Below are 13,188 nucleotides of genomic sequence, written 5' to 3'. Positions count from 1 at the left end.
TCTTTTAGTTTAAAAATTTACTTTCGTTTACGAGCATCTGGTTTTCCGCCTTTATTGAAAGGCTTTCTGTCTCCTCTTGAAGAGTCACCACCTTTACCACCAGCACCAGACTGTTTTTTGTCCATTCCGGCAAGTGGAGAAAGATCTCTCTTTCCATAAACTTCACCTTTCATGATCCACACCTTGATCCCCATTCTACCATAGGTAGTATGTGCTTCGGCCAATGCGTAATCAATATCAGCTCTGAAAGTTGATAGAGGAATTCTACCTTCCTTGAAACCCTCTGAACGAGCCATCTCAGCACCATTCAAACGACCAGAAATTAAAACTTTGATACCCTCTGCGTTCATACGCATCGAAGCAGCAATAGCCATTTTAATCGCACGTCTGTAAGAAATTCGGCTTTCGATTTGACGACAGATGCTTGTAGCAACTAGATACGCGTCAAGTTCAGGTCTTTTAATTTCAAATATGTTGATTTGAACCTCTTTGTCAGTAACTTTCTTAAGTTCTTCTTTCAACTTGTCTACCTCTTGTCCACCTTTACCGATAATAATACCAGGTCTAGCAGTAGTGATAGTAACGGTTACAAGCTTCAAAGTTCTCTCGATAATTACTTTTGAAACACTAGCTTTTGATAAACGAGCATGGATATACTTTCTGATTCTATAATCTTCGGCAAGTTTATCACCGTAATCATTTCCACCATACCAGTTTGAGTCCCATCCTCTGATGATACCAAGTCTATTTCCAATTGGATTTGTCTTTTGTCCCATCTTTATTAAATTGCTTGTGTGTTATTAATAGATCCAAGCACGATTGTAACGTGATTAGAACGTTTTCTAATTCTGTGAGCACGACCTTGTGGAGCCGGACGAAGTCTTTTCAACATCATTCCACCATCAACTGTAATCGTCTTAACAAATAACCCAGCTTCTTCCATATTAGCGTCAGGGTTTTTTGCTTGCCAGTTGGCAATTACAGATAAAACCAATTTCTCTAATTTTCTTGAAGCTTCTTTAGAACTAAATCTTAAGATGTTAAGTGCTCTCTCTACCTTCTGACCTCTTACCAAGTCCGCTACTAAGCGCATTTTTCTAGGTGAAGTAGGGCAGTTATTCAATTTCGCGAAAGCAATAGACTTATTAGCCTCTTTTCTCGCATCTGCTGTTTCTCTTTTACGAACTCCCATTGCTTCTTATTTTTTACCTTTATTTTTTGCTCCAGCATGACCTCTAAAAGATCTAGTTGGTGAAAATTCTCCTAATTTGTGACCTACCATGTTTTCTGTTACATAAACAGGCACAAACTGACGACCGTTATGCACAGCAATAGTTTGCCCAACAAAGTCTGGAGTAATCATTGAAGCTCTAGACCATGTCTTAACAACTCCCTTATTTCCACCTGCAATATTTTCCTGAACTTTCTTGTCTAATTTATAATGAACAAAAGGTCCTTTTTTTAATGAACGTGCCATATCTTATTATTTCTTTCTACGTTCTACGATATACTTGTTACTCGGGTTTTTCTTAGAACGAGTTCTATAACCTTTTGCTGGTATTCCATTTCTTGAACGTGGATGTCCACCAGAAGAACGTCCTTCACCACCACCCATTGGGTGATCGACAGGGTTCATTGCTACAGGTCTTGTTCTAGGTCTTCTACCTAACCATCTTGTTCTACCCGCTTTACCAGATACAACTAATTGGTGGTCTGAATTAGACACTGCTCCAATCGTAGCCGAACAAGTTAACAAGATTAACCTTGTTTCTCCAGAAGGCATTTTGATTGTAGCATATTTTCCATCTCTTGCCATTAATTGAGCAAATGTTCCAGCGGAACGAGCTATAACAGCTCCTTGTCCTGGTCTCAATTCGATACAAGAAATTACAGTTCCAAGAGGAATCCTACTTAAAGGTAATGTATTACCAATTTCAGGTTGAGATTCTGGACCAGAAACTAATTTCTGACCAACTTTCAAACCATTTTGAGCAATAACATACGTTTTCTCTCCATCAGCATAAGCTAACAAAGCGATAAATGCAGTACGATTAGGGTCATATTCAATTGATTTAACCGTAGCTGGAATTCCTTCTTTTGTACGTTTAAAATCAATAATACGATATCTCTGCTTGTGACCACCACCCGTATAACGCATGGTCATCTTTCCTTGACTATTTCTACCTCCAGAGTTTTTTATCGGCGCTATCAAAGAGCGTTCCGGCTTATCAGTTGTAATGGCGTCATAACCATTCACAACTCTAAATCGCTGACCTGGGGTAATAGGTTTTAATTTTCTTACTGACATTTTTCTATCTTAGATATTGTTGTAAAAATCAATTGTTTCTCCTTCTTGTACTTGAACAATTGCTTTTTTAATTGCATTAGTCTTTCCACTGATTAAACCACTTTTAGTGTATTTAGTAGTTCTATCCGGTCTTACGTTCATCGTGTTAACACTCAAAATAGTTACGCCATAAGCAGCTTCAATAGCTTTCTTAATTTGCACTTTGTTTGCCTTTTTGTCAACAACGAATCCGAAGCGGTTTAAAACTTCACTTTCTTTGGTTACTTTTTCCGTTACTATAGGTTTAATTATGATGCTCATATCCTATTATTTACTTAAATTTTCTTCAATTATCTCTAAAGAACTCTCTAAAAGAACTAAATTGTTAGCGTTTAGAATAGCATAAGTACTTAATTCTAAGCTACTTACTACACTAGAGCCTTTTAAATTGCGTGACGACAAATATACATTTTTATTCGTATCACCCAAGACAAACAGAGATTTTTTATTTTCTAACTCTAAAGCTTTCAAAACATTAATGAAATTTTTAGTGTTTGGTGCCTCAAAGGTAAAGTCTTCAAGAACAATAATATTTGATTCTTTAGCTTTAATGGAGAAAGCTGATTTTCTAGCCAAACGTTTCAAGCTTTTATTCAATTTGAATGAATAACTTCTTGGTCTTGGTCCGAAAACTGTTCCACCACCTTTAAACAATGGATTCTTTGCACTACCCGCACGAGCGGTACCAGTTCCTTTTTGTTTTTTAATTTTACGAGTACTTCCCGCTACTTCAGCTCTTTCTTTAGCTTTGTGCGTTCCTTGTCTTTGATTAGCAAGATATTGCTTTACATCAAGGTATACTGCGTGATTGTTTGGTTCTATACCAAATACTGAATCAGAAAGTTGCACTTTTCTTCCAGTATCTTTTCCGTTGAAATCTAATACTTTTGCTTCCATTACTTCTGAATGATTACATAAGAGTTGTTATGACCAGGAACACATCCTTTAATAACAAGTAGGTTCTTTTCAGCCACTACTTTTAAAACTCTAAGGTTTTGAACTTTTACATTGTCTCCTCCCATTCTTCCAGCCATACGCATTCCTTTGAATACTCTAGATGGATAAGAAGAAGCTCCTACAGAACCTGGCGCTCTTAAACGGTTATGTTGACCATGAGTTGCTTGACCAACACCACCAAAACCGTGACGTTTTACAACCCCTTGAAAACCCTTACCTTTAGATACACCTTGTACATCTACAAATTCTCCTTCAGAAAAAATAGAAACATCAATAAGATCTCCTAATTTTTGCTCTGTTGCGAAATCTTGGAATTCAACGACTTTTTTCTTAGCTACAGTTCCCGCTTTCTTAAAGTGACCTAAAGCCGCTTTTGTGGAATGTTTCTCGTTTTTGTCATCGAAACCTAGTTGCAACGCTTCGTACCCGTCAACACCTTTGGTTCTGACTTGGGTAACAACACATGGTCCAGCTTCGATTACTGTACAAGGAATATTCTTCCCGTTCTCGTCGAAAATGCTAGTCATGCCGATTTTTCTACCAATTAACCCAGACATAATTATTAATTATTAATTATTAAATATAAATATAGAACGCAGCTTTTAAACGAATCCTATTTTTTTAGTGGGTGCAAATGTATAACATATTTACAAACAAACCAAAAAAATGTTTTTCGTCTAAAAACAGCGCCCTTTTCTTACTAGTAAGCTATTTAAACTTTGATCTCTACCTCAACACCGCTAGGCAATTCCAGTTTCATCAAGGCATCAATAGTTTTTGATGAAGATGAATAAATATCAATCAATCTCTTGTATGACATAACTTCAAATTGCTCTCTCGCCTTTTTGTTAACGTGTGGAGAACGTAATACAGTGAAAAGTTTTTTATGGGTTGGTAACGGGATTGGACCTGTTACAACTGCTCCAGTACTTTTTACAGTTTTTACAATCTTTTCAGCAGACTTATCTACCAACATGTGATCGTAAGATTTTAGTTTTATTCTAATTTTTTGACTCATTTTCTTAAAGATTAAGCGTTTCCTTTTGCTTTTTTGATGACTGCTTCTGAAATATTTGATGGTGTTTCAGAATAGTGTGAAAATTCCATTGTTGATGTTGCACGACCAGAAGATAAAGTTCTCAAGGTTGTTACATATCCAAACATTTCTGATAATGGCACATCTGCTTTGATGGTTTTTGCACCAGCTCTGTCACCCATATCACTTACCTGACCTCTACGACGGTTGATATCTCCTACGATGTCTCCCATGTTTTCTTCAGGCGTAATCACTTCCATTTTCATAATAGGCTCAAGAATTACAGCTCCCGCAGCTTTCGCTACTTCTCTGTACCCCATTCTTGCCGCTAACTCAAAAGAAAGTGCATCTGAATCGACTGGATGAAAAGATCCGTCTAGTAAAGTAACTTTCAAACTATCCACTTGATATCCTGCTAAAGGACCAGTTTTCATAGCTTCTCTAAAACCTTTCTCCACAGATGGAATATATTCTTTAGGAACGTTTCCTCCTTTTACTGCATTAACAAATTGCAATCCCACAGGAACTTTACCGTCTACTTCATCAGCAGGTTCAAGTCTAAATACGATATCACCGAATTTACCACGACCTCCAGATTGTTTCTTATATGTTTCTCTATGTTGTGCAACTTTAGTAAAAGCTTCTTTGTATTCTACTTGAGGCTCCCCTTGGTTAACTTCAACTTTAAATTCGCGACGCATACGATCTACTAAGATATCTAAGTGAAGTTCACCCATACCTGAGATAATAGTTTGTCCTGAAGCTTCATCTGATCTTACAGTAAATGTTGGATCCTCTTCTGCTAATTTAGCCAAAGCCATACCCATCTTATCTACGTCAGCTTTAGTTTTAGGCTCAATTGCTATACCAATAACTGGCGCAGGGAATTTCATACTTTCTAGTATAATTGGGTGTTTTTCATCACACAATGTATCTCCAGTTTTGATATCCTTAAAACCTACTGCAGCACCAATATCACCTGCTTCAATATAGTCGATTGGGTTTTGCTTGTTTGCGTGCATTTGGTAAATACGCGAAATTCTTTCTTTGTTACCTGAACGTGTGTTCAAAACATAAGAACCTGCATCTAAGCGTCCTGAATAAGCACGGAAAAAAGCTAAACGACCTACGAATGGGTCAGTAGCAATTTTAAATGCTAAAGCCGCGAAAGGCTCTTTCACATCTGGCTTGCGCAAAATCTTAGTTTGATCTTCTTCTAATAAATCAGCATCATCAGGATGAATTCCTTCAATACCTTCTTTATCCATCGGAGACGGTAAATATTTACATACTGCGTCTAACATGAATTGAACTCCTTTGTTTTTAAAAGAAGAACCTGCAATCATTGGAATGATGGCCATATCCATGGTAGCTGCTCTTAGAGCAATATTAATTTCTTCCTCAGTAATAGACTCTTCATCTTCCATGAATTTCTCAAGTAAGTTCTCATCATAATCAGCTACGGCTTCAATAAGAATTGATCTGTACTCTTTAACTTCTGCAAGCATATCTTCTGGAATAGGTACGATCTCGTAAGTAGCTCCTAAACCCTCTTCATCCCAAACTATAGCTTGGTTTCTTACTAAATCCACAACACCTTTGAAATCATTCTCTTCACCAATTGGCAAAGTGATCGCTACTGCATTTGATTTTAGCATATCTCTAACTTGCTGACAAACCATCAAAAAGTTAGACCCTTGTCTGTCCATTTTATTGACGAAACCAATACGTGGCACTCTATATTGATCTGCTAATCTCCAGTTTGTTTCTGATTGTGGCTCAACACCATCAACAGCACTAAACAAGAAAACCAAACCATCAAGCACACGTAAAGAACGGTTTACTTCAACTGTAAAGTCAACGTGTCCGGGTGTATCGATAATATTAAAGTGGTAAGGCAATGTCTCAGGTAAAACTTTACCTTGAGTAGTTGGAAAATTCCATTCACAAGTTGTAGCGGCAGAAGTAATAGTAATACCTCTTTCTTGCTCTTGTGCCATCCAGTCCATTGTTGCAGCACCATCATGTACTTCACCAATTTTATGTGATTTTCCAGTATAGAACAATATGCGCTCTGTTGTTGTTGTTTTACCAGCATCAATGTGAGCAGCAATTCCTATGTTTCTTGTATATTTAAGTTCTCTAGCCATTTCTTACGAATTAAAATCTAAAGTGAGAGAATGCTTTGTTAGCCTCTGCCATTTTGTGAGTATCCATTCTTTTCTTAACCGCTGCTCCTTCTTCTTTAGCCGCAGCTAAACATTCTGAAGCTAACCGTTGAGCCATAGATTTTTCGTTTCTTCTTCTAGCATACATAATTAACCACTTCATCGCCATAGAAATTTTTCTATCTGGACGAATCTGCATTGGAATTTGAAATGTTGCTCCACCTACTCTACGGCTACGTACTTCTACGTGAGGCATAACATTAGTTAACGCATCTTTCCAAATTTCTAATGACGGTTTCTCTGCATCTTGTTTTTTAGACTCAATGATGTCAATTGCATCATAAAATACTTTAAACGCTGTCGATTTTTTTCCATCCCACATTAAGTTGTTCACAAAACGTGTTACCAGTTGGTCATTAAACCTTGGATCTGGTAAAAGTGGTCTTTTCTTTGCCGCTCTTTTTCTCATGTCTTTTTGTTTAAAAAAAGCCTTTTTGCCATAAGAATACAACCACAATGCATAAAATACATTTTGAGCTGTAAGCTTTTAGACTTTAAGACTAATTAATTACTTTTTTGCTTCTTTTGGGCGTTTAGCTCCGTACTTAGATCTTCTTTGCGTTCTTCCTGCTACACCTGATGTATCAAGTGCACCACGAACGATATGATATCTAACTCCTGGTAAATCTTTTACCCTTCCACCCCTAACTAATACTATCGAGTGCTCTTGTAGATTGTGTCCTTCACCAGGGATGTAGGCATTTACTTCATTACCATTTGTCAAACGTACACGCGCTACTTTACGCATTGCAGAGTTTGGTTTTTTTGGTGTTGTAGTGTAAACACGCGTACAAACCCCTCTTCTTTGAGGACAAGAATCTAAAGCAACCGATTTACTCTTCTTAGTTATCTGAGTTCTTCCTGTTCTTACTAATTGTTGAATTGTTGGCATAATTAATACTAAAAATTTCTTATTATATTAAAATCCCGCTTTTTACGGGGATGCAAATGTAGAAAATATTTTTTATACTACAAACGTTAATTAACTAATTTTCAATAAGATTATTTTACTGTTCAGTTTTTATCACAAAAAGCAGATATTTACATAACATTGCAAAAACAAATATTCTCTTGAAACATTTTCTTCTTTTTATATGCATTTTCAATTTAGGCCTACAAGGTTATGCTCAAAACTTTGACCTACTTATTACGGGAAACTCTGCTCTAGAAACAAAAACACTAGATTCATTGACCTACAACTTGCACCATGCAAACACTAAATCAATTGAGATTGAAGTAAACAGGTTGTTTCAATCTCTATATAAAATTGGATACATTGATGTGAATATTGAACCTCTGATTAAAATAAAAGACTCGAGCTATCTTGCAAAAATCAGTTTAGGGAAAAAGATAAAAAACATACATATATATAGTAGTACTATCAAAAAACAGAACTACGATACAGCTTCAAAGAAAAAAGAAGATTCAATCACTATTCCTTATTCATCACTAGATTTTTTCTTAAACCAAAAAATACAGGAATTAGAACAAAACGGATTTGCTTTGGCTAAACTAAAACTAATAAACATACAAAGAAGAAACACCGATTTACAAGCCAACTTGATAATAGAAACTGATACGAAAAGAACCCTACATTCGATTATCGTAAAATATGAAGATAAAAATCCAAATACTAAATTCCCATCCGGACATTTTGCTCACATAAACAGAAAATATAAAAAAAGTATTTTTAACCAAAAGGTACTTGATGAAATTCATAATGATTTTGAAAATTTCAGTTTTGTAAATCAAATAAAATATCCAGAAATATTATTCACGAAAGACACCACTAAAGTATATGTATATCTTCAAAAAAGAAAGTCAAACACATTTGACGGTTTCATAGGATTTGCCACCACTGAAAATAAAAGAATCACACTAAATGGCTATTTAGATGTACAACTGCAAAACATTTTAGGAACTGGAGAACAACTTTCCATTTATTGGAAAAGCGATGGAAATGATCAGAAAACATTTAGAGCAAGTATGGAATTACCCTATTTATTTAAAACGCCAATAGGTTTAAAAGCAGAGATTCAACTTTTCCGACAAGACTCTACCTTTCAAAACACAAAAACAGCGATCGATTTAAGCTATTTTGCAAAATACAACAGCCGGTTTTATTTGGGGTACCATAAAACAGAATCAAGCAACATCCAAAACCTAAACAACAACGCAATTAGTGATTTTAACAATTCATTTATCACCTCAAGTTTTAATTTCAAACAACTAGATCAAACAAATTTGACTTTTCCGACAAAATCTAGTTTAATTATTCAGACTGGCATTGGCGATAGAAAAACATTAAATGCCGCAGAGAGCACTACAAAAAGCAAACAGTTTTTCTTCAACATTCAAGCAATGCACAACTTTAACCTAAATAAAAAAAACTCAATTCATGTAAACAGCCAGAATTATTTACTGGAAAGCAATAATTATGTAGTAAATGAACTATTTCGTTTTGGTGGATTCAACAGCATAAGAGGTTTTGCCGAAAATAGTCTACAGGCATATCTCATGACGTCATTACTGACCGAGTATCGTTATATTGTATCGTCAAATATTTACGTTCACTCTATTTTTGATTACAGTATTTACAAAGACAGACCTACATTATATCAACAAGACGAAACTAAAAATTTAATAGGTATTGGAATAGGACTGGGTTTGCAGTCAAAAAATGGATTGCTGAGATTAGCTTTTGCGAATGGCAGTACAAAAAACCAATCCATTACAGTCAATAATACAATTGTACATATTAGCTATTCTGTTAATTTTTAAAAGACATTTTCAAATGACCTTCATCGCACTAAAACAAACTTTTGTGACTTAATCATTGAACACTAACTTAATACAAGCAAAAATTATCTAAAAACACCGATTTACCCACTAAACTAAAGCCTTTTTTACTAAATAGAACCAAAGCAATTCTAGCTAAATACCTATTCAATACCTTTTTGAAGCTTATATCTACCTACCCAATATTATCCATTTATTGTCACCCCTATCACAACGATTTTTATCAAAGCCTCTCAGAATAAAACGTTAATATTGCTGCGCTATGACTTAATCCGAACTAAAATGAAAATCTGTGCTAAATAAAACAAATCATCAATATGATTGCCTATTAAATTTTAGCAATCACTTACATTCATTTCTTTAGACGAAAGACGATTTACTTGGCGAATTGCACAATCAGACTACTTTTATTTTAAAAACATTTCCATATCTTTAAATTTTATACATATAATTATTATAATATCTATATAAAAATACATTTATACCACTAAAAATCTTGAATTTCATTCTTAAAAACAAAAAAAACTGACTAATCACTAACAAACAGTACATATATTAAATAATTGTTAATATTTAACAGTTCCTGATTAGGAATATTATGAAATTATTAAGAAGTTTGCGGAACTAATTCAAATTTTATTAAAAATGAAACTAAAGTTCAATGGAATCTTAGTACTACTCGTAGTACTTGTGGCGCAACTAACTTTTGCGCAAGAAAGAGCTGTTTCAGGAGTTGTTTCTGACAATGCAGGATTGCCTTTACCAGGCGTGAGTGTATTAGTAAAAGGAACTAATACCGGAACACAAACTGATTTTGACGGAAAATATTCGATCAGAGCCTCATCAACCCAAGTACTAATATTTAGTTACATTGGGATGAAAACACAGCAAATGAGTGCTACAACCAGCACTTTGAATGTTAAATTAAAAGACGATTCTATTGAATTAGAAGGCGTTGTTGTTGGAGCATTAGGTATTAAAAGAAAGCAAGATGCTGTTACCTCTTCGAGCCAAGTAGTTAAAACAAAAGAACTAACTCAAGCTGCCAATCCAAACATAGTTCAATCTCTTACTGGTAAAGTATCTGGATTACAGATCAACACAACAAGTAATGGAGTTAATCCAAACACAAGAATTGTATTAAGGGGCTCACGTTCAATAAGCGGTAACAATCAGGCTTTAGTAGTTATTGACAACGCAGTTTCAACAGCTGCCGTTTTACAACAATTACCACCAGAAACGGTTGAAAGTATAAACATTATTAAAGGACAACAAGGTGGTGCATTGTACGGAGAACAAGGTTCTAACGGTGTCATCATCGTAACAACAAAAAAAGGAACTGCTAACTCAAAATTATCTGTTTCTGTAAACTCTTCAGTTGACTTTGAGCAAGTAGCATACCTTCCACAAAGACAAACTAAATATGGACAAGGATGGTATTCTGACCAAGGATTTTTATTTGGTGATGCGAGAGATGGTCAAAACTTTGTAGCAGTAGAAAATGGTGCTTGGGGTCCCGCTTTCAATAATCCAGATTTTGCAGGAACACAAGTTCCCGTTGGCTTGCCTCAAGCAGATGGCAATTTCTTAATGACTGATTGGAAATCTTTAGGCTCTGATAACATCAAAGATTTTTTCAAAACTGGAACTATTATACAAAATGGTATAACTTTGAATGCTGGAGGAGAAGATGGATATGCTTTACTTAATGTAAACAAACAAACTTCTGAATTTGTTGTTGAAGGCGATCAATTAAAAAGAACAAGCTTTTTGTTTAAAGCAGGTAAAAAAATTGGCAAATTCTCTGTAGATGGTAACATCAACTATACAAATCAATCCGTAACTCAAACTACTCCGGATTTATATGATGATTTATTGCAAGCCGCAACAAATATTCCAGTTACTCAATTTGCAAACTCAGGGCATGTGGGCCACTGGACAGTTTATGGTAAAAACCCATACGAATACATTAAACAAATTCGTTTTGACGACAAAAGCGACTTATTCAATGGTATTTTAAATTTAGGATACGAGTTTAACAAACATATTAGCGTAAATTATACTGGAAATGTACAGTTAAGATCTACAATATCTGAATCTCATGATGATGGTTTCTTTGATATAGGATACGAATATGATTTTGCACCGTATGATTATTATGGTCAGTACCAAACTTACGAAGGTATGGGAGGAACAGCTGAGACATCATCTTATTACAGAAGTCAATCAAAAACTAGAAATATATACAGCGATTTCCTTATCAATTTTGATTACGATTTGACAGAAGACATTAACATGAAGTTAAATATTGGTAACAATATTCAAGACAGTAACTTTAATACAATAGAGCAAGGTGGTATCAATTTAGACACTCCGGGCTATTACAACATAAATAACGTAAATAAACCTGCAAACCCTTCAACTTTATCTAATTTTTCTCGTGTACAAAGAAAAGTAGCTGCTTTTGCAAATGCTGATTTTTCATACAAGAATTATTTATTTTTGAACGCAACTGGTCGTTACGAACAATCTTCTACGGTTAAAGATCCTTTTTTCTATCCAAGTGTAGGAGTTTCATTCATTCCAACTAAAGCTTTTGAAAGCTTAAAAGAAAGTGGTGTTTTAAGTTATGCAAAATTATCTGCTAGTTACGTAAGAATAGGGAATACAACTCCAGTAGCCCCTTACAAAACAAGCATAACAGGCGTGATTGCTCCAGGTTTCTCTTTTGGAGATCTAGCCGGATATCAATTTGACAGAGCAGGTGTTAACTCTGCAATCACTCCAGAATTTGTAACTACAAAAGAAGCAAACATAAGTTTAGGTTTCTTAAAAGATAGAATAACACTTGAAGCATCTTATTACATTGCAGACACAAAAGATTTGATTACAGCCTCTACATCATCAACAACAAGTGGTTTAGTATCGATATTAGACAACACCGGAGATCTTCAAAACAAAGGATACGAAATTGATTTAGGAGTTACGCCTTTCAAATCAGATTCTTTCACTTGGAATATGAGAGGTAGTTATGCTACATCAAAAACGGTAGTAAAAGCCTTATCAGCGGGAGTTGATCAAGTTAACTTATTCTCAAACACTCACATCGGAGTTTTTGCTGAAGTTGGTGAAGAATTCCCAATATTAAAAGGTACAGCTTACGTTAGAGATCCTGAAGGCCGTATCATCGTAGGTTCAAACGGAATTCCTGAAAGAACTTCCACTTTTGAAAAATTAGGAAAAACAACTCCTGATTATATATTAGGATTTACAAATACATTTAATTTCAAAGGTCTTGCACTAACGGTAGTTGCTGATTACAGAACTGGACATAGTTTCTATTCTGAAGGTTACCGTCGTATGGCTACTTTTGGTTATTCTGAAGAATCTGCTTCTCAAGATAGATCTATAGGATATGTTGTTCCAAACTCTGTTCAGCAAACTACACCAACTTCAGGAGTGTTCGTAACAAATACTACACCTGTTAATGGTGGCGGTTACACGGGCGTAGGTGATTATTTCACACAACGTTATGTATCAACAGGAGAATCTTTAATTCTAGATGCCACAGCTTTAAAAATTAAAGAAATTGCATTAAGTTATAATTTACCTTCTCAAATTCTAAAAAGAACTGGATTAGAGTCTGTCAAGGTTGGGGTTAACGCTAGAAATCCTTTTGTAATACTTTCAAAAAACAATAAAGGATACGCAGACCCTGAATCAGCAAACACAGGTGGAAATGCAGCCGGGATTGCAAACGTAGGACAATATCCTACGACTAGAACATACGGTTTTAGTATTAATTTAACATTCTAAATTTT

General features: G+C 35.1%; 13 protein-coding genes. 2 read left to right on the top strand and 11 right to left on the bottom strand.

The annotated features are described in order from the left end of the window. Positions 1 to 17: 17 nt before the first annotated feature. The 11 genes from rpsC to rpsL form a co-directional block, all read right to left on the bottom strand. Positions 18 to 776, bottom strand: a complete 759-nt coding sequence (rpsC, locus tag ACEN2F_RS11900; RefSeq protein ID WP_441739347.1) for a 30S ribosomal protein S3 — start codon at positions 774 to 776, stop codon at positions 18 to 20. 5 nt (positions 777 to 781) lie between these two features. Further along, positions 782 to 1,192, bottom strand: coding sequence for a 50S ribosomal protein L22 (gene rplV, locus ACEN2F_RS11895; RefSeq protein WP_007136561.1), 411 nt, complete (start codon positions 1,190 to 1,192; stop codon positions 782 to 784). A gap of 6 nt (positions 1,193 to 1,198) precedes the next feature. Continuing rightward, entirely contained in the window at positions 1,199 to 1,477 is a 279-nt protein-coding gene (gene rpsS, locus ACEN2F_RS11890) for a 30S ribosomal protein S19 (protein WP_007136562.1), read from the bottom strand. Between the two features lie 6 nt (positions 1,478 to 1,483). Next, positions 1,484 to 2,308, bottom strand: a complete 825-nt coding sequence (gene rplB / locus ACEN2F_RS11885; protein WP_059114053.1) for a 50S ribosomal protein L2 — start codon at positions 2,306 to 2,308, stop codon at positions 1,484 to 1,486. A gap of 9 nt (positions 2,309 to 2,317) precedes the next feature. Next, positions 2,318 to 2,608 (bottom strand): 50S ribosomal protein L23, encoded by a 291-nt coding sequence (rplW, locus tag ACEN2F_RS11880; RefSeq protein ID WP_066081040.1) that lies wholly within the window; start codon positions 2,606 to 2,608, stop codon positions 2,318 to 2,320. 6 nt (positions 2,609 to 2,614) lie between these two features. Further along, positions 2,615 to 3,244: a 50S ribosomal protein L4 gene (gene rplD / locus ACEN2F_RS11875; RefSeq protein WP_441739344.1), complete on the bottom strand. Its 630-nt coding sequence runs from the start codon at positions 3,242 to 3,244 to the stop codon at positions 2,615 to 2,617. After that, positions 3,244 to 3,861 carry a 50S ribosomal protein L3 gene (rplC, locus tag ACEN2F_RS11870; protein ID WP_035619642.1) on the bottom strand — a complete coding sequence of 206 codons (618 nt, stop codon included), beginning with the start codon at positions 3,859 to 3,861 and terminating at the stop codon, positions 3,244 to 3,246. Before rplC ends, rplD begins: the two co-directional genes overlap by 1 nt. A 155-nt stretch (positions 3,862 to 4,016) precedes the next feature. Beyond that, positions 4,017 to 4,322: a 30S ribosomal protein S10 gene (gene rpsJ / locus ACEN2F_RS11865; RefSeq protein ID WP_011963470.1), complete on the bottom strand. Its 306-nt coding sequence runs from the start codon at positions 4,320 to 4,322 to the stop codon at positions 4,017 to 4,019. A gap of 11 nt (positions 4,323 to 4,333) precedes the next feature. Next, positions 4,334 to 6,490, bottom strand: coding sequence for an elongation factor G (fusA, locus tag ACEN2F_RS11860; protein ID WP_441739341.1), 2,157 nt, complete (start codon positions 6,488 to 6,490; stop codon positions 4,334 to 4,336). A 10-nt stretch (positions 6,491 to 6,500) separates the two neighbouring features. Next, on the bottom strand, positions 6,501 to 6,977 hold the full coding sequence (rpsG, locus tag ACEN2F_RS11855; RefSeq protein WP_441739339.1) for a 30S ribosomal protein S7: 477 nt from the start codon (positions 6,975 to 6,977) through the stop codon (positions 6,501 to 6,503). A 99-nt stretch (positions 6,978 to 7,076) separates the two neighbouring features. Further along, a complete protein-coding gene (rpsL, locus tag ACEN2F_RS11850) occupies positions 7,077 to 7,460 on the bottom strand; it encodes a 30S ribosomal protein S12 (RefSeq protein WP_007136570.1) in 384 nt (127 codons plus the stop codon). Positions 7,461 to 7,639: 179 nt separating this feature from the next. Between rpsL and ACEN2F_RS11845 the strand changes: the two genes are divergently transcribed. Both ACEN2F_RS11845 and ACEN2F_RS11840 read left to right on the top strand, forming a co-directional pair. Beyond that, the gene (locus tag ACEN2F_RS11845) at positions 7,640 to 9,349 is read left to right on the top strand and encodes a hypothetical protein (RefSeq protein WP_441739337.1); all 1,710 of its coding nucleotides are present in this window, start codon (positions 7,640 to 7,642) and stop codon (positions 9,347 to 9,349) included. A gap of 663 nt (positions 9,350 to 10,012) precedes the next feature. Next, positions 10,013 to 13,183, top strand: a complete 3,171-nt coding sequence (locus tag ACEN2F_RS11840) for a SusC/RagA family TonB-linked outer membrane protein (protein ID WP_441739336.1) — start codon at positions 10,013 to 10,015, stop codon at positions 13,181 to 13,183. The last annotated feature ends 5 nt before the right edge of the window (positions 13,184 to 13,188 follow it).

Source organism: Flavobacterium sp. W20_MBD1_R3 (genome assembly GCF_052119725.1).
Classification (GTDB): Bacteria; Bacteroidota; Bacteroidia; order Flavobacteriales; family Flavobacteriaceae; genus Flavobacterium.
The sequence above is the reverse complement of the archived record's forward strand: the minus strand, read 5'-3'. Positions and strand labels throughout refer to the sequence as shown.

Coding starts and splice junctions, on each gene's coding strand:
- rpsC (WP_441739347.1), bottom strand. CDS start 776: ATGGGACAAAAGACAAATCCAATTGGAAATAGACTTGGTATCATCAGA.
- rplV (WP_007136561.1), bottom strand. CDS start 1,192: ATGGGAGTTCGTAAAAGAGAAACAGCAGATGCGAGAAAAGAGGCTAAT.
- rpsS (WP_007136562.1), bottom strand. CDS start 1,477: ATGGCACGTTCATTAAAAAAAGGACCTTTTGTTCATTATAAATTAGAC.
- rplB (WP_059114053.1), bottom strand. CDS start 2,308: ATGTCAGTAAGAAAATTAAAACCTATTACCCCAGGTCAGCGATTTAGA.
- rplW (WP_066081040.1), bottom strand. CDS start 2,608: ATGAGCATCATAATTAAACCTATAGTAACGGAAAAAGTAACCAAAGAA.
- rplD (WP_441739344.1), bottom strand. CDS start 3,244: ATGGAAGCAAAAGTATTAGATTTCAACGGAAAAGATACTGGAAGAAAA.
- rplC (WP_035619642.1), bottom strand. CDS start 3,861: ATGTCTGGGTTAATTGGTAGAAAAATCGGCATGACTAGCATTTTCGAC.
- rpsJ (WP_011963470.1), bottom strand. CDS start 4,322: ATGAGTCAAAAAATTAGAATAAAACTAAAATCTTACGATCACATGTTG.
- fusA (WP_441739341.1), bottom strand. CDS start 6,490: ATGGCTAGAGAACTTAAATATACAAGAAACATAGGAATTGCTGCTCAC.
- rpsG (WP_441739339.1), bottom strand. CDS start 6,977: ATGAGAAAAAGAGCGGCAAAGAAAAGACCACTTTTACCAGATCCAAGG.
- rpsL (WP_007136570.1), bottom strand. CDS start 7,460: ATGCCAACAATTCAACAATTAGTAAGAACAGGAAGAACTCAGATAACT.
- ACEN2F_RS11840 (WP_441739336.1), top strand. CDS start 10,013: ATGAAACTAAAGTTCAATGGAATCTTAGTACTACTCGTAGTACTTGTG.